This window comes from Paludibacter sp. (genome assembly GCF_009712605.1).
Classification (GTDB): Bacteria; Bacteroidota; Bacteroidia; order Bacteroidales; family Paludibacteraceae; genus Microbacter.
This window is the reverse complement of the sequence record NZ_WASO01000001.1, coordinates 469,414-487,168: the sequence shown is the minus strand read 5'-3', so window position 1 is coordinate 487,168 and position 17,755 is coordinate 469,414. Positions and strand designations below refer to the sequence as shown.

Here is a 17,755-nt window from a genome sequence, read left to right as displayed (position 1 = left end):
TTCGAGATTGCAAGTTTCTTCAAATCAGTGCTTCACAAGCTTGTAAACCTCAGACGACTGAGACCCGACCACGGACAGCAAATAAAAACCGGAAGGAAGAGCTGGCGTTCCGATTTTTGCCGGCAAAGCCTGCAACTGCCATTCGGCGAGCTTCTGCCCCGTTTGCGCATATAGTATTGCTATAGCAGGCATCTTCACTTTGGCAAGACGGTCTATCTTCAGAGCCCCATCTGCAAAATAAGCAATTCCCCTATTTTTGTCAGACAACGGATTTGGACCCGGACTCACAAAATTGTTTTTATAAATAGTATAAACATCAGGAATACCATATCCAAGTATATTATCAGGAGCTGCAAACTGGGATGAATACTGCTTAAACAAATTAATAATCTGCATGTTATTACAGGACGGGAGAGCCTCCCACACGCAAGCAACCAGACCAGCCATAATGGGAGATGCAAAAGAAGTTCCATTGTTGGTTGCAATGGTATTTGCCGAAGTCGCGATCACAGCCTGATACCCTACCGCACACACATCCGGTTTAATTCTTCCATCAGCAGTAGAGCCGTAACCGCTAAAAGAAGCATGAGCCCCGCTTACATCAACAGCCCCTACAGTAAGAATTGAATCCGCATCAGCAGGAACCGAAATGTAATGCCATAATTTATTTCCTTCGTTACCGGCAGAATTCACAACTATCATTCCTTTACGAGCTGCCATGGTTGCCGCAATCGAAGCTCTTGAAGTTTTGCCGTTAAGTGACTGGTAGGTATAATCCATTCCAGAATTATCAAACTGAGTGTACCCTAATGAAGAATTAACCACATCAACGCCAACACTATCGGCAAACTCCAATCCGGCGACCCAGTTATCTGTTTCCACGAGATATTCCGAAGGAGAATATTCTGTACGGATAAGCCAGTAGGATGCATCAGGTGCGGTACCAATCATGATGTCGGGCTGGTCTGCAGCCATAGTAGAGAGAACATTCGTCCCGTGAAATTCAGTGTTTGCAAAAAACGGGACAGACGGATCGGCAAAATCTTTTACGCCCAACAGCCTACCCTGCAATCGCAAACTATCAAACACCGAGATCTGGTCGGTTTTATAGAATCCGGCATCCAGCACACCGATAACCATTCCTTTACCCCTGAATCCTTCGGCATGTAATTTCCGCCCGTTATGCATATCTATTTGCTGACTGGCGGTTCCGTAAACATCGTTGATCATCGATGGCATCTCCGGCATCTTAGAAGGTGGCGGCAATGTATATCCGACCGGAGTAAGCGTCAGTTCCACTTTTTTCACGAAAGGCAACGCCCTGAAAACTGAGAGCAAAGAGGTATCCGGTAAAATTACCGTCATGCCGTTCAACCAACGGCTGGAGGATTTCAGAACAGCTCCTTTTTGCAAAACAGACTGAATATATACGTGACTCACCGGCAAATCAGTGGAGTCTACTTCCAGATGCTGTTTGGTTCGCCGCGCAATCGCCTTAGACGATAAGTAAGCGGAAGGATTGGATAATGAACCGGAGGTCCCTTTCTTATTCGCAAACTGTATCCAGCAATTATATTGAGCTGTTACAGTTAAGAAAAAACCGAATAGCGACATAAATAGAAGAACCCGTTTCATCAGCGGCTGTTTTTGCATTTATTTGCAAAGATACACTCTTTGTGCAAAAACACCACGTCACAATCAATATTCTCTCGCTTTCAACATGCAGATATCGCCTTTCCCTATCATGCTAAATAATGTTAATAGTGATACCAAAACAATTTATGCATGCTATATTTGTTAATAATAAGTCTTTTTTCAGACAGCAATTCCGACACAACAAGACCCCCATCAACAACCATAATAACAACACATTATGCAAACAGCAATCATTGTAGGCGGTAACTTTGCCGGTATCACTACCGCTTTGGAACTAAAACGCAAAGGAGGCAAAGAGTTCAGGGTAATCGTCATTGACCGGAGCCCGGTATTCGTCTTTATGCCTTCATTGATTTGGGTACCCTTCAAACGACGTGAAATCAAAGATATCACCTTGTCGCGCGAAGAAATATTGTCACGACACAATATTGAATTTGTTTTAGCGGAAGCTCAACAAGTGGATCCGAATGCACAAATCGTAAAAACGTCCGCCGGCGACTTCAATTATGACCAGCTGGTAATTTGCACGGGGCCAAAAGTAAATTACAATATTGCGCCGGGCGTTGCTGAATTCACTCATTATATCGGCACCCCTTCGGGAGCAATGAAAACCCGTCAGGCGCTGGAAGAGTTCAAAAAAAGTCCCGGGCCGGTAGTCATTGGAACCACTCAAAGTGCCGGATGTATGGGTGCCGGCTATGAATTTCTTTTCAATTTCGAGAAATGGTGTCGCGAACAAAAAATCCGCGACAAGGTGGATATACGCTGGATCACTCCCGAACATTACCTCGGCCACTTTGGAATGGATGGGATGACCGGTGGCCAAACCATGTTCAAAGCCTTCTTCAAACTCTTCAACATGCACGTCCACACCGAAGTCGCCATTGACAAGGTAGACGCAGAAAACGTTTATCTGAACGACGGGACGGTACTTCCTTACAAATTTTCAATGCTAATGCCTCAGTTTGTAGGCGAAGATTTTGTAAGCAATAGTCCGGAACTGAAAGCGACTCCGACCGGATTCATCCCCGTAGGCAACGATTACCGTCATCCCGACTTTCCGAACATTTGGGCGGCGGGCATTGCGGTTAGCTTCCCCATTCCGTGGCATGCCGGAAAGATTCCGTTTGTTGCCCCAAAAACCGGATTTCCAAGCGACATTACCGGCAAAGTGGTTGCAGAGAATATTATGAGGGCACAAAAAGGGAAAGAGCTCAAACAAAAATACTGGGGCGACATCCCGGCGCTATGTATTATGGATGCCGGTAAAAAAGAGGTTCTCATTGTGGGAAACCGGCTTTTCAAGCCCCGCGCTATTGCCATCATGATGCCCAACCTGCTGTACGATTTCAGCAAGGTTCTGTTTGAAAAATATTTTCTCTGGAAAACAAAAAAAGGATACGCATTTTTTCCATAAAAAAAACTTCTTATGCACAAAAGGCTTCTGTACTGCCACATACAGAAGCCTTTTTCTTTCTTATACCGAAATCAATTGTTTTCAACAGTACTAATTTTGCACAAGAGAGAGAATAATCCAATCGTCATGCAGGCATCCGAAACGCATATCTACAAAGCCCTGAGGCAAATTCTTGTAGAAAGTCTCAGAAATAAAGGCATTACCGACAAACGGGTGCTGGAGGCAATCCGGCAGGTACCGCGCCATGCTTTTATGGACAGCCGTTTTATTCGTTTTGCCTATCAGGACGATGCCTTCCCTATCGCCGCCGGACAAACCATTTCGCAACCTTACACGGTAGCCTTTCAAACTCAACTTTTGGATATACAAAAAGGAGACAAGGTATTGGAAATAGGTACCGGCTCAGGATATCAATGCGCAATTTTACTGGAACTCACATCTTCTGTGTTTTCGATAGAGCGTCAGAAAATATTGTATGAATCGGCCTCCAAACGACTCAAAGAGCTGGGCTATGCGCCTCACCTCTGTTATGGCGATGGACAAGAAGGATGGCCCGAAGAGTCGCCTTTCGATAAGATTTTGATTACCGCGGCAGCTCATGAAATACCGCCACGCCTGCTGGAACAACTGAAAATCGGAGGGAAGCTGGTGATGCCGGTGGGTGGTGCCTATACACAAAAAATGACTCTGGTCGAAAAAATCTCCGACTCAGAGTCTATTTTCAGCGAACACGGAGGATTTGTGTTCGTCCCACTTCTCAAAGGTAAAGTATAAAACACACAATCTTTAACACTTAACAAACTCTCTATTTTTCTCTTTTCACTTCAACGAAGCTTATCTTTCAATTTATCCTCAAAAGCCGACAACGCAGCTTTGGATCCTTCTCCCATAGCAATAACAATCTGCTTAAACGGCACTACCGACACATCACCGGCAGCATAAACGCCCGGAATATTGGTGCGGCAATGAGCGTCCACTTCTATTTCTCCGGTCGCACTCAGCGGCACCAGATCTTTCACAACATCACTGTTCGCTTTCAGACCGATCTGAACAAAAATCCCATCAACAACCAGCGATTCCGTTTCACCGGAACCACGGTGTTTGAACGTCAAACCGGTAACTTTTGTACCATCACCCTCCACGGAGAGCGTCTGTGCTCCGGTAATAATTTTTACATTGGCAATGGCTTTCAATTTTTCCTGTAACACCTCATCGCCTTTCAACTCGTCGGCAAATTCGAGCAAAGTGACTTCTGTCGCAATAGAGGAAAGATCAATGGCCGCTTCGAGTCCGGAATTTCCGCCTCCGATAACGGCGACCTTTTTCCCTTTATAGAACGGTCCGTCGCAATGGGCGCAGAATGCCACCCCCGCGCCGATGTATTGACTCTCGCCCGGTACATTCAGTTTTCTCCAACTGGCTCCGGTAGCAATAATCAACGCCGGTGTTTTTAAAGTTTCGCCGAGGGATGTTTTGATAATTTTTTCTCCATTTTCAACAACAACTTCGGTAATTTTGCGATTCTCCAGTATATCGACCGGATAAGCAAGAAGGTGTTCCTTCAGGTTTGCCGCTAATACGTTTCCGGTTGTTTGCGGTACCGAAATAAGATTCTCAATCCCTACCGTTTCAGTCACCTGACCTCCCATGCGATCGGCAACAACAGCCACCTTCAATCCTTTCCGTGCCGAATAGATGGCTGCTGACACTCCGGCAGGCCCGCCACCGGCTATCACCACATCGTAGTCAACCTCTGCGGATGACGATTCCTGTACAGAACCGACAGCCGCCTCTATTTTCGACAAAAGCTCACCTAAATTGGAACGGCCCACATGCAATAATTCTCCATTCAGATAAACCGAAGGTACTGCCTGTATATTGAGCTTTTCCACTTCGCTTTGATGAATACCTCCGTCAATAATTTCGTGTTTGATTGCCGCATTCAATATTGCCATCACATTGAGCGCCTGCACCACATCGGGACAGTTAGTACAAGTCAACGAGATATAACTCTTTAAGTGGATTTCACCTTTAAGATTCTTAATCCGCTGTTCGATCATGGCATCAGGAAGATTTTTGCCCAAACCATCCAAATTGAGCACCGCCAACAACAACGAACTGAATTCGTGACCGTTCGGAACCGCCCTGAACACAAAAGAGGAGGGTATTCCGTTTTTCACAACGGTAAACTTCAAATCGTCGCCGGGTAGAATGTCACATTTGGTTTTATCCGAGCAGAATGCTACTTCTTCCAACAGATCGACCAGCTCATTGCGTGAAGGATGTGACGGGCTAACCTCAACACGAAAAACGAAATCCGATTTCAGGTTTCCAAAAAGGGAGCGAATCTGATCTTTTAAGCCTTGTTCTAACATAAGAGTTGAAAGTTAACGGGGAGAACCAACAAGCAGCTCTCCCCGGGAAAATATATAAAGGAATTGTCAAATTTTACCCACCAGATCAATGCTGGGCTTTAGTGTTTCATCGCCTTGTTTCCACTTTGCAGGACAAACATCGGCGGGGTGAGCGGCAACAAACTGCAAAGCCTGTAAACGGCGGAGAAGCTCATCTGCATTACGCCCGATATTGCCCGCAACCACTTCGTAAGCCACAATTTCGCCCTGAGGATTCACCACAAAGGTTCCACGCTCGGCAAGGCCAGCCTCTTCAATCATCACATCGAAGCCACGAGCCAGAACTCCGGTCGGATCGGCCAACATCGGGTATTTGATTTTCTTGATGGTTGCCGAGGCATCGTGCCATGCCTTGTGAACGAAATGAGTATCGGTTGATACGGAATAAATTTCAGCACCGGCAGCCTGAAAATCGGCATATTTACCAGCAAGATCTTCCAGTTCGGTAGGACAAACGAAGGTGAAGTCGGCAGGATAGAAGAAGAATACCGACCATTTACCCAAAACATCCTGTTTGGTTACTTCTTTGAAGCTATCGTTTACGTAAGCCTGTACTTTGAAATCTACGATTTGTTTTCCAATTTGTGACATAGTAGTAATTTTTATGTGATTGTAAATTTTGTAATGTTATTCGTTTTTGTTTCTGATGCAAAGTTAGAGCGCCAAAACTCATAAGTCAAACAGATAATTTCTATATATTTATTGATAAATTCTATATATCTTTGTAGTAACAGACAGTGAGATGGCGAGATAGTGAGAAAGCGAGATGAACCGTTGCTACGCAGCCTTACTTCTTTGCTCTTTGTTCTTTAATCTTTATTCTAACTCTATGACCCTACAACAACTTGAGTATATTCTGGCTTTAGACAAGACCCGTCATTTTGTGCGGGCCGCCGAGATGTGTTCGGTTACGCAACCTACGCTGAGCACCATGGTTCAAAAACTGGAAGATGAACTGGGCTGTCTCATTTTCGATCGTTCGGTGCAGCCCATCGAACCGACTGAAGCCGGAAAGCAGATTCTGCAACAGGCACAAATCATTCTTTTCAACATCCGGCAACTGAAAGAGCATGTCGTATCGATCAAAGGAGGATTAGCGGGCTCTCTCTCCTTGGCCATGATTCCGACGGTGGCACCCTACCTATTACCGAAGTTCATCGCTGCGTTCAAGAAAAATTTTCCGGAAATATCACTACAGGTGACTGAACTTCGCACCGAAACAATTATCGAAAAGCTGAATAATGCCGAGATCGACATGGCCATTCTGGCTACGCCCCTCAACAACCCAAAAATACTGGAGGTACCACTCTATTACGAGAAGTTTGTGGCCTACATCTCGCCCGGTGATCCGATTTACTGTAAACAAGAGCTGACACCAACCGATATGCCGACCGAAAACCTTTGGGTATTGGAAGAGGGACACTGTCTGCGCAATCAGGTACTCAACTTCTGCGATAACAAAGTGCACACCTCCACCATTGAGGCCGGCAGTATCGACACGCTGGTGAAAATTGTTGACATCAACTGCGGTTACACCATCATTCCGGAGCTGCACATTGACTTTCTGACGGAAGAGCAAAAGAAGAACCTGCGTCCGATCGTTCGCCCCGAAGCGACCCGCGAAATTTCGATAATTATCCGCCACGACTACGTACGCGAAGGAGTGATGAACGCCGTAGCCGACAGCATCAAGCAGGTAATTCCGACCCACATGCTCGACGAACGGCTGAAGAAATTTGCGATAAAGCTATAAAGCGCAAACCATTAGAATCCTTACAAATCAAGAGGCTGCCTCAAATACTATTTTGAGACAGCCTCTTTGCTCTTTAGATTAGGATTAAATATTCTTCTTATAAAGGAAGTTGATCCTGATATCTGTTTTTGATGGTCGTCCTAACGATTAAACGATACTTTGCATATTGAGACGCTGAAAGTACGTTTGCCGCACCCGCAAAATTGTAGTGCAGTGCCTTGGCATAGGCAACCTGATCTCCCGCCTTTTCGGCACGTTCCAATTGTATTTGCGTTTTTTCAATAACATTCTTCAAATCAGCAGCCTGATCGTCCGACACATTTAGATAGGCAGATAATCGCCCAAATACAGTTTCGTTATTAATCGTCTTAATAACTCCGCTTTCTACTCGGTTAATAGCTTGACTTGAAGCTACACATGCAACCATAATTGCTAAAACTAACACAATCTTTTTCATAATCAATCAAATTATAATTATTACACAATCAAAAAATTAAGTTTCAACTACACATCTTTTTTGCCTCTCTGTGTCATCAGTGCTTTTACCTTAAACATCATAGCAGTTCTGCACCTAACACCATCTTGCAATAAAAAACAATTTTGTGATTCAACACTCAAACCATCCGGAACAGCTCCCCGTTGAATTCGATGTAAAGGTATAGCGATACCTGAAACCTTAAAAATCAAATAGATGAACAGGCAAATAAGATCGACCATCAAGCGATTTGTATCGACGTATGTATTTGGCTATCTGGATTTACAGGCACAAAAACGTCCTCTATTAGCACTATAATTGCAATAAATCTTAGTATAAATCAATGATCGAAAGCCTTAAAAGCAAACTTTTCGAATAGAATAGTTGAACGAATACAACCAGCATGATCGGCTACAAAGCAATAATTTCAAACTATATTGTTCAGAAAGGTCAAAAAAAATGAGGCTACCTCATTTTGTGAGATAGCCTCATTGCTCAAAGTCATTATTTCATTTCGGGATTCGCGACCGGGATTCCCCATCGCTCCAACGTTGCTATAAAACTCTTTTTTTCGTCGGGTGTCATATTTACAAAACGGGCAGTGCGGTGATTCTTACCTTTCAGTATGAACCATTGCGCATCCACCTTATCCGATGGTAAAACTCCTGTTGCACTCCATGTATCGAACGATCCGTTGATGTAGATCATCCGGTTGCCTTCTTTTGCAATCCAATCGTTTGCTTTTTTCAGTAAGGTATCGTCAAAATGCACCGAAATTCGCTTCGGCACAATGGCGGCATAAGGATGTGGCTGCAATGGAAGAGCTTTCAGATCATTTTTAAACGGTTCGGTACGGTAACCGTAATAACCCATCTCGGTCGCTGCCTGATAATAGTGCGATAAATAATAGTCAATATGATCTTCGCTATATGATTTTATATCGCTTGTCTTCAGCAGGTATTGCGTAGCTGCCAGCAGCGAAGAGGATTCCGAAGGTATATCATCACAGGACGTATAATATTGCCAAAAGGCAAATGGAAGTTCCAAGACGCTGTATTCGAAGGCTTGTTCCAGGGTAAGGGTAGAAAACTTCAGACCGGCACCGTCGCTATACATCTGTAACAAAGGAAGAACTTCTTTGCGATGTTTCAGCATCCGTTTCTGAAAAGCAAACAGCTTTTGCCGACAAACTTTGGATCCAATGGTATCAAGAAAAGCATAGAGGCGTTTATCCTCATACTCACGATTAAGCGGCGCCACATACGGAATAGCTACATCTACATCGTTCGGAAAGAAATATTTATAAAAAATCGTTGTTGATCCGCCTTTGCTGATACCGGTACTGATCCATTTACCGGCATAAATCTTTTTGAAAATTTCATTGATATGATGCAAGTCGGCTGTAGCCTGTTCCAGATTCAGATAAGTGTAGTCGAGGCTATCCGGCAGGCTTTTACCAAAGTAGCGATGCTCTATCGATAGTTGGTTTGCATCCAATAATTTTGATAACTCATTTTTATACGGTTTGTCCTGATTATAGCCCGAAAGGTACATTACCATCGGCTTATCAAAGCTTTTATGACTCAGGAACGCCCGTTGATAGAAGTAGCCTTTCTCCGGATGCCGGTGATCCAATGGCTGCTTAATTTTCAACTCAAAAGTATCGGCTTTTCCGATCTCCTTGAAAATCACATCGGGCAAATCGTACAATGCATTTTCAATAGTCACTTTATGCGCCTGTACATTCCAGCAGACACAAAAGATCAACAACAAATTCAATACAATTCTTCTCATTATTCACTTATTAAACGTAACACAAAACGAAAGCCCGACTCAACCGGGCTTTACTGTCACAAAGATAAAGAAAACTCGCCGTTTCTCCAGTCATGACCTAAAACCGGAGAATTCATAATAACACAAAAGAGGTTGTCCGAAAACCGAACAACCTCTTCTCCTCTATTTATTAATTAACGCTCTCTTTTTTATTCCTGATCGCTGTTTTTGTACAAGCCAACGTTATCGATCTGGAAGCCATCTATGAATGCCAGATGTTTGGTGATTTCTGCAGCAGCAAAATTGCTGTAGATTTCAGCCGAACGGGCAAACATATCATCGCGCGAAGCATCGATAATCAACAGGTTGCTCATCACAAGGTGACCTGCAATTTCCACCAAACGGCGAGCCATGAAGTCGTGGTACTCGGCATTTTTAGGCTCAGTTACCTTAGCAATTGCTTTTTCGAGGCTGTCGGTAAAGCTGATCAAACGGTTACGCAATCCTTCGAAAGCAGGGTTGATTGGTTGAGCTTCGTACTGACGCAGTTTGGCTACATAAGCACCGTTGGTTACAAAACGGATAGCAGCCACTACCTGCAACTGCGATGTTCCTTCGTAAATGGTAAGAATACGTGCATCGCGATAGATACGTTCACAAGCATAATCTTTCATAAAGCCGGAACCACCATGCACCTGAATGGAGTCATACGCATTCTGGTTGGCATATTCACTGGCAAACATTTTTACCAACGGAGTCATCATGTCAGCCAATTTCTGGTATTCTTTGGCATCCATACGTTCTTCCTTGGTCAACGGACGTTCGTCGGCAATAGAGCCATATGCTTTGTAAACATCCACAAAACGGGTACATTCGTACAACAAAGCACGGGCAGCATCCACTTTGGCTTTCATGATGGCCAGCATTTCGAATACCGCAGGGAATTCGATGATAGCTTTGCCGAACTGAGCACGGTCTTTAGCATAAGCCAACGCTTCGTCGTAAGCAGCCTGAGCAACACCTACCGACTGAGCACCTACACCCAGACGAGCACCGTTCATCAGCGACATCACGTATTTAATCAAGCCCATTTTGGGTTCACCCACCATTTTGGCAGGAGTATTTGTAAACACGAGTTCGCAGGTTGGAGAACCTTTGATACCGAGTTTATTTTCGATACGACGTACTTTCATTGAGCTGTCGAACGGATTGTCAACAACAAAATAAGAAAGACCGCGACCATCTGATGTACCGGCTTCAGAGCGGGCCAACACCAATTTGATCTGAGCGTCACCGTTGGTAATGAAGCGTTTCACACCGTTGAGCAACCACATCTTTTTCTTTTCGTCGTAAGTAGCTTTCAACATCACGGCCTGAAGGTCGGAACCGGCATCCGGTTCGGTCAGGTCCATCGAACAGGTTTCACCCTGATTGATGCGGGGAAGAAACTCTTCGCGAATCTCTTTCGAAGCAAATTCATGAATCGTTTCGGCACAGTCCTGTAAACCCCAGATGTTAGCAAAACCAGCATCGGCACGCGATACGATTTCACCGGTCATCACGTAAGGCACCATCGGGAAGTTCAAGCCTCCGTATTCGCGGGGCAAAGAGATACCGTAAACGCCGGCTTTCTTCAAAGCTTCGTGATTTTCCTGTGTTCCGCGGGCATATACCACACGGTTGTCAACTACGTGAGGACCTTCATGGTCAACATCTTCGGCATTCGGAGCGATAATGTCGCCACAAATTTCACCGATGATCTCCATCACGTGGTTGTAACTATCGATAGCATCCTCAAAATCCTGAGGAGCATAATCAAATGTATCTTTTTCACGATAGTTCTGCTCTTTGAGCGCCACTATCTTTTCCATCAACGGATGAGTAAGATGGAATTTGAGTTCGGGTTTATCTAAATAGAAATTTGCCATGGCTTAGTGTTTAGCAGTGAGGTGGTAAGGATGTGAAGTTGCGAGTCAACACTCACTTTTTCACAGTCTCGCTTTCTCACCATCTGTTTTTACTTGCTGTTCTGTTTGTAATACTTGATCATTTTCGGCACTACGTCTTCCACGTTAGCAGTAATCACGTAGTCGGAAATTGCATTGATCGGAGCGTTTTCGTCATTGTTGATGGCAATGATGATGGAACTTTCCTGCATACCGGCAATGTGCTGAATCTGACCGGAAATACCACAGGCAATATACAATTTAGGGCGAACGGTAACCCCGGTCTGACCGATTTGCATATCATGTTCAGCGAAACCTGCATCGACAGCAGCACGTGAAGCGCCTACCTCACCACCCAAAACGGAAGCAAGTTCTTCAAGCAATTTGAAATTTTCTTTCGAACCCATACCGTAACCGCCAGCCACGATAATAGGAGACGATTTCAGATTGCTCTTCGATTTTTCCATGTGGCGTTCAATCACGCTGACCACAAAGTCAGAATCGCTTACATATTTTGCCACCTCAAGGTTAACAACTTCACCTTTGTAGTTGGCATCGAAAATTTCTTTTTTCATCACACCTTCACGAACGGTAGCCATCTGTGGACGGCATTCGGGGTTGATGATGGTTGCCACGATGTTACCACCGAAAGCAGGACGGATCTGATAAAGAAGATCGGTATACGATTTACCTTCTTTTTTGTCTTCGTGGTCACCAATTTCAAGCGCTGTACAGTCAGCTGTAAGACCGCTGAACAGAGCTGAAGATACGCGGGGACCGAGGTCACGACCGATGCTGGTAGCACCCATCAGGGCGATTTGCGGTTTTTCTTCCTTGAAAAGATTGACCAATACCGAGGTATGAGGCAATGATGTGTAAGGATAGAGGCGGGCGTCGTCGGCAAGATATAATTTGTCGACGCCATATTGGAAAACCTGAGCACCAATGCCATCCAGTTGAGAACCGACAGCAAGCGCTTCGAGTTTACATTTCAGTTTAGTTGCCAAGGAGCGGGCTTTGGTAAGCAGTTCAAGGCTTACATCAGCAACAACACCCTCTTCAATTTCGAGATAAACTATAATATTGTTCATGTTTTTCGTTTTTGTTTTGTTTATGAGACAGTTATCCGACCCGAAGGTCATCTATCCCGACAATTGATTATCCGATTGTGTGGTTTGCAATAAGTTCTTTCATCAACTCATCGATTTCAGTGTCTTTACCAGCCAGACGTTTGCTTTCTTTGGCCTGAAAAACAACATTTTCGATAGCTTTAACCTTTGTAGGAGAACCTTTAAGACCCAACCAGTTAACATCGGTTTGAATATCATTCACGCTCCATTCTGTAATATTCAGATAAGGACGTTTGTCAAACATGAACATGTAATCATCGTTTTGTTCCTGACGTTCGGTCACTGTTTTGGCGTGGTGGTATTTCATCACTAACTTGGCATGACGCGGACGACAGTCAGGAGCAGAACCGTTGACAGTAATCAGAATTGGCAATTTACCTTCAACCACTTCCACACCTCGTTCGAGGCGACGTTTTACGGTAATTTTACCGTCTTTTACGTCAAGAATTTCTTCTGCATAAGTAATTTGTGGCAAGCCCAGTTTTTCGGCCACCTGAGGACCTACCTGAGCAGTATCACCGTCGATTGCCTGACGACCGCAAACAATCACGTCTACTTCGGGAAGATTTTTGATTGCGCAGGAGAGCGCGTAAGAAGTTGCAAGTGTGTCGGAACCGGCAAAAGCACGGTCTGTAAGAAGGTAACCGTTGTCGGCACCCCGGTAGAGGCTTTCGCGAATAATTTCTGCGGCACGTCCGGGGCCCATGGTCACGATGGTAACGGTGGAACCTTCGAAACGGTCTTTCAATCGCAAAGCTTGCTCGAGAGCATTCAAGTCTTCGGGGTTATAAATCGCAGGCAGAGCTGCACGGTTTACCGTCCCGTCGGCTTTCATGGCGTCCTTACCCACATTGCGGGTATCTGGCACTTGTTTTGCTAATACTACAATTTTTAGACTCATAAGGTTTCTGGTTTGATATATAAATTTATTGTCTTTCAACACAAAAACAGGGCCCGATCATACGCATAAAGCGCATACAAAGGACTCTGCCGCAGACAGCCAAAACTGTCGCATCCAAAAATTTAGGGATTGCAAAAATAGCAAAAGCCTGCCGAAATGGAAAGTTTCAGCGGGCTTTTATTGTTAAAACTCTTTATTATCAACTATTCCCGTGTCAATTTGCACACAAAACCGTCTTTATTCGAAAAGCAGAATATAGCTCAAAAAGCTATAAAACAAACAATTGCACTTTCACCCCAAGGCATCAAGCCTGCACTCTTCTTTGGGCTTGAATGATCGGCGCAAACCTCTTTCCATCAGCTTCAGTTCCATTTTCACGTTCGCACGGTAATTGTGAAAATCGGTTTTAGGAACCATGTAAAACCCGAACCGGATATACATGTTGATTGCGGCATGAAGCCGGGTATTTGAGTACAGCACCAGTTTGCGCATCCTCATTCTTTTAGCTTTGGCAATCACGCTTTTCATCAGCAAAGTACCGATACCAAGTTCCCGGTAAGCTTCTGCCACTGCCATTTTGCCCAGTTCGTACACATACGGATCTACACGCATCAGCGCGCAGGTTCCCACAATCACATTATTCAATCGGGCAAAGAAAATATATCCGCCTTTTGCAATAACGGCCTCGTCCGGACGGTTCAGGACGGCTTCATCTGTCGGCTCAATCCAGAAATATTTCTGTATCCACTCGCAGTTCAATCGCTTAAAATCTTCTTTATAACGATCGGAATATTCTATAATTTCAATTTTACTCATCTTTCCTCCTCATTAAATTACCCCAAAATCTTCACTCTCTGTTCAAGACAAAGATAATTTAGAGAACGATGTACAATATTACACAACAATAAAGGTTTCATTAAGAGAACATTCCAAACCGGTCATTGTTATCGCCATGAAACAACGCAGTATTCCGCCAACAACAATTACAGATATTTATGCACTTCGCATTCGGTTATTGTATATTTGTAAATGAAAGACAGCCAATCTTTGAGTCTCAAACCTTACCACGAGCCGTATGAATCTGAATATCAAAGATGAAACATCTACGTTAAAAACCGTCGTGCTAGGACAACCCGCCTCACTCGGTTCTGCTCCAACCTTGCGTGAAACTTTCGACGCAAGATCTTACGAGTCTGTCTCCATGGGCATTTACCCCACAGAAGAAGCCGTCAAAAAAGAGATCGACGCGTTCGAAGACATCCTGCTCCGGTATAACGTACAGGTATTCCGCCCCGAAACACTGGAAAACTGCAATCAGATTTTTGCCCGGGATGTTGCCATTGTCATCGACGACAAAATCATCAACTCCAACATTATCCCTGATCGTGAAGACGAAAAAGAGGCTTATAAGAATATTTACAACCAAATAGCATTCAATAAAATATATAATCTCCCCGAGAAAGCTCATTTCGAAGGAGGCGATATCATTCAAAAGGGCGACACGATTTTTGTCGGCATTTACACTGCCGCCGACTATCCGCAAACCAAAACTGCGCGGACGAATCTCTACGCACTTCATTTTCTACGGGAACTCTTTCCTGAGAAGGCGTTTATTCCGCTCGAACTGCGCAAACACGACACCGACCCAAGAAAAGGGGTTTTGCATCTTGATTGCACCTTTATGACCGTAGGCAACAACAAAGCCATCATTTACAAAGATGGTTTTGCCAAAGAAGATGACTATCAAATGCTTCTTGAATTTTTTGGCAGACAAAACGTTTTTGAAATCGACACCGAAGAGATGTACCGAATGAACAGCAACGTATTCAGTATTTCACCTTCGGTTGTTGTTTCCGAAACTACTTTCACACGCCTCAACCGTCACATGGAAACAGAATGGAACTTAACCATTGAAAAGATTCCATATCAGGAAATCGCGAAAATGGGAGGCCTGCTCCGCTGTTCCACATTACCTTTAATCAGAGAATAACCCGAACAATATGGAAACAAAAACATCACTCTCGAATCAGCCGGACAGTTCTATTGCAAAATGCGTTTTGATGATAGAACCGGCAGCCTTCGGCTACAATCGACAGACCGCCGTGAATAATTTCTTCCAGAAAGAGCCCGACATCTCACCTGAAGATATTCAACGGGATGCCTTGGAAGAATTTCAGGCCATGACGACGCAACTCCGGGCAAACGATATTGAAGTCATCGTCATCAAAGACACCCTCCATCCTCACAAACCCGACGCAATCTTTCCGAACAACTGGGTTTCGTTTCACGAAGGAGGTCTGGTAGTCATTTATCCGATGTTCGCTCACAATCGGCGGCTGGAAAGGCGGCTGGAAATTTTGGAAGCAATTGAACAACAGGGGAAAATACTGGACAATGTAGATAATATCAGCGTATGGGAGGAAGACAAACATTTTTTGGAAGGCACCGGAAGCCTTGTCCTTGACCGAAAAAACGGGATTGCCTACGCCGCATTGTCGGAACGTACAGATCAGTCGGCCGTGGAACAGTACTGCCGGATTTACAACTACGAGCCAATCCTTTTTACGGCACGCCACACCGTCAATGGCAAACGGAAGAACGTTTATCACACCAACGTCATGATGTGCGTTGCCGACAAATTCGCCGTCGTATGCCTCACCAGTATCGACGATCCGACAGAGCGAAAGATCGTAACGGAATATATCACCCGTTTCGGCAAAGAAATCATTGAAATTTCGGAAGAACAAATGCATCACTTTGCTGGAAATATGCTACAATTGCAAAATGACTCAGGCAAACATTTTTTGGTCATGTCTCAGTCGGCACATGACTCTCTGACTGTAAATCAGATTGACAAATTAAAATCTTTCAACGAACTGATTATCTGCCCTATTCCGACCATCGAGCAAGTTGGAGGAGGAAGTGTTCGTTGCATGATGGCTGAAATCTTTTAGACTTTCTCGGCAAACTTTAGTGGACAAAACAGAGACGACAATATGAATACCTCAAAACTCACTTCAGCCGACCTGATGGCTCTCGAAGACAAATTCGGAGCTCATAACTACCACCCGCTTCCGGTCGTTCTCGAACGTGGCGAAGGCGTTTTTGTCTATGACGTTGAAGGAAACCGATATTACGATTTTCTTTCCGCCTACTCCGCCGTCAATCAGGGACATTGCCACCCGAAAATCATCGACACACTTATCGGACAAGCTCAAAAACTCACCCTTACTTCACGGGCATTTTACAACAGCAAGCTGGGTGAATACGAAGAGTTTGTGACCCGTTATTTCGGTTATGAGAAAGTGCTGCCGATGAATACCGGCGCCGAAGCGGTGGAAACAGCGCTGAAGCTTTGCCGGAAATACGCCTACGAGAAGATGGGCATTCCCTCCAATCAGGCAAAAATCATCGTTTGCGAGAATAATTTTCACGGACGCACCACCACCATTATTTCTTTTTCGGTCGATCCGGATGCTTACACTAACTACGGGCCCTATACTCCCGGTTTTATAGTCATTCCATACAACGATGTTCCCGCGTTGGAGAAAACTATTGCAGAGAATCAAAATATTGTAGGCTTTCTGGTGGAACCGATTCAGGGCGAGGCCGGCGCTTATGTTCCCGACGACGGCTATCTGCGTAGTTGCTATGAGCTTTGCAGAAAAAACAACATCCTTTTTATCGCCGACGAGGTGCAAACAGGCATCGGACGTACCGGCAAACTGCTTGCCTGCGACTACGAAAATGTTCATCCTGACATCCTGATTCTCGGCAAAGCACTGTCGGGAGGCGTTTATCCGGTTTCGGCCGTACTCTCTTCTTCCGAGATCATGGATGTATTCAAACCCGGCCAGCACGGTTCAACTTTTGGCGGCAACCCGATTGCAGACGCCGTAGCCATTGCCGCACTTCAGGTAATTGAAGAGGAGAAGCTGACCGAAAATGCGGCCCGGTTGGGGGTGTTGTTCCGCGACGCGATGCAAAAGCTTTGCCAAAAATCTCACGTAGCCTCTTTTGTACGCGGCAAAGGATTACTAAACGCCTTAATTATCAACAACGATCAAACCAAAAATCTTGCCTGGGAAATTTGCCTCCGGTTAAAAGAGCGCGGACTTCTAGCCAAACCGACCCACACCAACATTATCCGGTTTGCTCCCCCGTTAGTAATAACCGAAAGTCAATTGCTGGAATGCATTGCGATCATTGAGACAACGATTGCAGAATTTGAACAATAATTTTTCACTAACACGCAGGATTACCGGACTGACATTCCTCAATATCAACACT

Annotated in this window: 15 protein-coding genes; 6 read left to right on the top strand and 9 right to left on the bottom strand. The window is 44.7% G+C overall.

Features of this window, described 5'->3' with window-relative positions; genetic code table 11:
- Window positions 1-24: 24 nt before the first annotated feature.
- Entirely contained in the window at window positions 25-1,635 is a 1,611-nt protein-coding gene (locus F8N35_RS01765; protein ID WP_293049630.1) for a S8 family serine peptidase, read from the bottom strand.
- Window positions 1,636-1,873: 238 nt separating this feature from the next.
- On the opposite strand from F8N35_RS01765, the gene F8N35_RS01760 reads away from it, so the two are divergent.
- Together F8N35_RS01760 and F8N35_RS01755 are read left to right on the top strand one after the other, a co-directional pair.
- On the top strand, window positions 1,874-3,073 hold the full coding sequence (locus tag F8N35_RS01760; protein WP_293049629.1) for an FAD-dependent oxidoreductase: 1,200 nt from the start codon (window positions 1,874-1,876) through the stop codon (window positions 3,071-3,073).
- 126 nt (window positions 3,074-3,199) lie between these two features.
- On the top strand, window positions 3,200-3,847 hold the full coding sequence (locus F8N35_RS01755) for a protein-L-isoaspartate(D-aspartate) O-methyltransferase (RefSeq protein WP_293049628.1): 648 nt from the start codon (window positions 3,200-3,202) through the stop codon (window positions 3,845-3,847).
- Window positions 3,848-3,897: 50 nt separating this feature from the next.
- Here the strand turns inward: F8N35_RS01755 and ahpF are convergent, their stop codons facing one another.
- On the bottom strand, window positions 3,898-5,448 hold the full coding sequence (gene ahpF / locus F8N35_RS01750; protein WP_293049627.1) for an alkyl hydroperoxide reductase subunit F: 1,551 nt from the start codon (window positions 5,446-5,448) through the stop codon (window positions 3,898-3,900).
- Between the two features lie 66 nt (window positions 5,449-5,514).
- A complete protein-coding gene (gene ahpC / locus F8N35_RS01745) occupies window positions 5,515-6,078 on the bottom strand; it encodes an alkyl hydroperoxide reductase subunit C (protein WP_293049626.1) in 564 nt (187 codons plus the stop codon).
- Between the two features lie 238 nt (window positions 6,079-6,316).
- On the opposite strand from ahpC, the gene F8N35_RS01740 reads away from it, so the two are divergent.
- Window positions 6,317-7,240 (top strand): hydrogen peroxide-inducible genes activator, encoded by a 924-nt coding sequence (locus F8N35_RS01740; protein ID WP_293049625.1) that lies wholly within the window; start codon window positions 6,317-6,319, stop codon window positions 7,238-7,240.
- A 97-nt stretch (window positions 7,241-7,337) separates the two neighbouring features.
- Here the strand turns inward: F8N35_RS01740 and F8N35_RS01735 are convergent, their stop codons facing one another.
- From F8N35_RS01735 to F8N35_RS01710, 6 genes are all read right to left on the bottom strand, one after another.
- The gene (locus F8N35_RS01735; protein WP_293049624.1) at window positions 7,338-7,697 is read right to left on the bottom strand and encodes a hypothetical protein; all 360 of its coding nucleotides are present in this window, start codon (window positions 7,695-7,697) and stop codon (window positions 7,338-7,340) included.
- A gap of 522 nt (window positions 7,698-8,219) precedes the next feature.
- Window positions 8,220-9,509, bottom strand: coding sequence for a S28 family serine protease (locus tag F8N35_RS01730; protein ID WP_293049623.1), 1,290 nt, complete (start codon window positions 9,507-9,509; stop codon window positions 8,220-8,222).
- Between the two features lie 188 nt (window positions 9,510-9,697).
- A complete protein-coding gene (locus tag F8N35_RS01725) occupies window positions 9,698-11,416 on the bottom strand; it encodes an acyl-CoA dehydrogenase family protein (protein ID WP_293049622.1) in 1,719 nt (572 codons plus the stop codon).
- Window positions 11,417-11,505: 89 nt separating this feature from the next.
- Window positions 11,506-12,525, bottom strand: a complete 1,020-nt coding sequence (locus tag F8N35_RS01720) for an electron transfer flavoprotein subunit alpha/FixB family protein (RefSeq protein WP_293049621.1) — start codon at window positions 12,523-12,525, stop codon at window positions 11,506-11,508.
- A 67-nt stretch (window positions 12,526-12,592) separates the two neighbouring features.
- On the bottom strand, window positions 12,593-13,465 hold the full coding sequence (locus F8N35_RS01715) for an electron transfer flavoprotein subunit beta/FixA family protein (protein ID WP_293049620.1): 873 nt from the start codon (window positions 13,463-13,465) through the stop codon (window positions 12,593-12,595).
- Window positions 13,466-13,756: 291 nt separating this feature from the next.
- Window positions 13,757-14,281, bottom strand: a complete 525-nt coding sequence (locus F8N35_RS01710; RefSeq protein ID WP_293049619.1) for a GNAT family N-acetyltransferase — start codon at window positions 14,279-14,281, stop codon at window positions 13,757-13,759.
- Window positions 14,282-14,540: 259 nt separating this feature from the next.
- Here F8N35_RS01710 and F8N35_RS01705 point away from each other — a divergent pair, with 259 nt between their 5' ends.
- From F8N35_RS01705 to rocD, 3 genes are read left to right on the top strand one after another with little or no spacing between them, the layout of a single operon-like run.
- The gene (locus tag F8N35_RS01705; protein ID WP_293049618.1) at window positions 14,541-15,455 is read left to right on the top strand and encodes an arginine deiminase family protein; all 915 of its coding nucleotides are present in this window, start codon (window positions 14,541-14,543) and stop codon (window positions 15,453-15,455) included.
- Window positions 15,456-15,465: 10 nt separating this feature from the next.
- Window positions 15,466-16,419: a citrulline utilization hydrolase CtlX gene (gene ctlX / locus F8N35_RS01700; RefSeq protein WP_293049617.1), complete on the top strand. Its 954-nt coding sequence runs from the start codon at window positions 15,466-15,468 to the stop codon at window positions 16,417-16,419.
- Between the two features lie 42 nt (window positions 16,420-16,461).
- Window positions 16,462-17,703: an ornithine--oxo-acid transaminase gene (gene rocD / locus F8N35_RS01695; protein ID WP_293049616.1), complete on the top strand. Its 1,242-nt coding sequence runs from the start codon at window positions 16,462-16,464 to the stop codon at window positions 17,701-17,703.
- The last annotated feature ends 52 nt before the right edge of the window (window positions 17,704-17,755 follow it).

Coding starts and splice junctions, on each gene's coding strand:
- F8N35_RS01765 (WP_293049630.1), bottom strand. CDS start 1,635: ATGAAACGGGTTCTTCTATTTATGTCGCTATTCGGTTTTTTCTTAACT.
- F8N35_RS01760 (WP_293049629.1), top strand. CDS start 1,874: ATGCAAACAGCAATCATTGTAGGCGGTAACTTTGCCGGTATCACTACC.
- F8N35_RS01755 (WP_293049628.1), top strand. CDS start 3,200: ATGCAGGCATCCGAAACGCATATCTACAAAGCCCTGAGGCAAATTCTT.
- ahpF (WP_293049627.1), bottom strand. CDS start 5,448: ATGTTAGAACAAGGCTTAAAAGATCAGATTCGCTCCCTTTTTGGAAAC.
- ahpC (WP_293049626.1), bottom strand. CDS start 6,078: ATGTCACAAATTGGAAAACAAATCGTAGATTTCAAAGTACAGGCTTAC.
- F8N35_RS01740 (WP_293049625.1), top strand. CDS start 6,317: ATGACCCTACAACAACTTGAGTATATTCTGGCTTTAGACAAGACCCGT.
- F8N35_RS01735 (WP_293049624.1), bottom strand. CDS start 7,697: ATGAAAAAGATTGTGTTAGTTTTAGCAATTATGGTTGCATGTGTAGCT.
- F8N35_RS01730 (WP_293049623.1), bottom strand. CDS start 9,509: ATGAGAAGAATTGTATTGAATTTGTTGTTGATCTTTTGTGTCTGCTGG.
- F8N35_RS01725 (WP_293049622.1), bottom strand. CDS start 11,416: ATGGCAAATTTCTATTTAGATAAACCCGAACTCAAATTCCATCTTACT.
- F8N35_RS01720 (WP_293049621.1), bottom strand. CDS start 12,525: ATGAACAATATTATAGTTTATCTCGAAATTGAAGAGGGTGTTGTTGCT.
- F8N35_RS01715 (WP_293049620.1), bottom strand. CDS start 13,465: ATGAGTCTAAAAATTGTAGTATTAGCAAAACAAGTGCCAGATACCCGC.
- F8N35_RS01710 (WP_293049619.1), bottom strand. CDS start 14,281: ATGAGTAAAATTGAAATTATAGAATATTCCGATCGTTATAAAGAAGAT.
- F8N35_RS01705 (WP_293049618.1), top strand. CDS start 14,541: ATGAATCTGAATATCAAAGATGAAACATCTACGTTAAAAACCGTCGTG.
- ctlX (WP_293049617.1), top strand. CDS start 15,466: ATGGAAACAAAAACATCACTCTCGAATCAGCCGGACAGTTCTATTGCA.
- rocD (WP_293049616.1), top strand. CDS start 16,462: ATGAATACCTCAAAACTCACTTCAGCCGACCTGATGGCTCTCGAAGAC.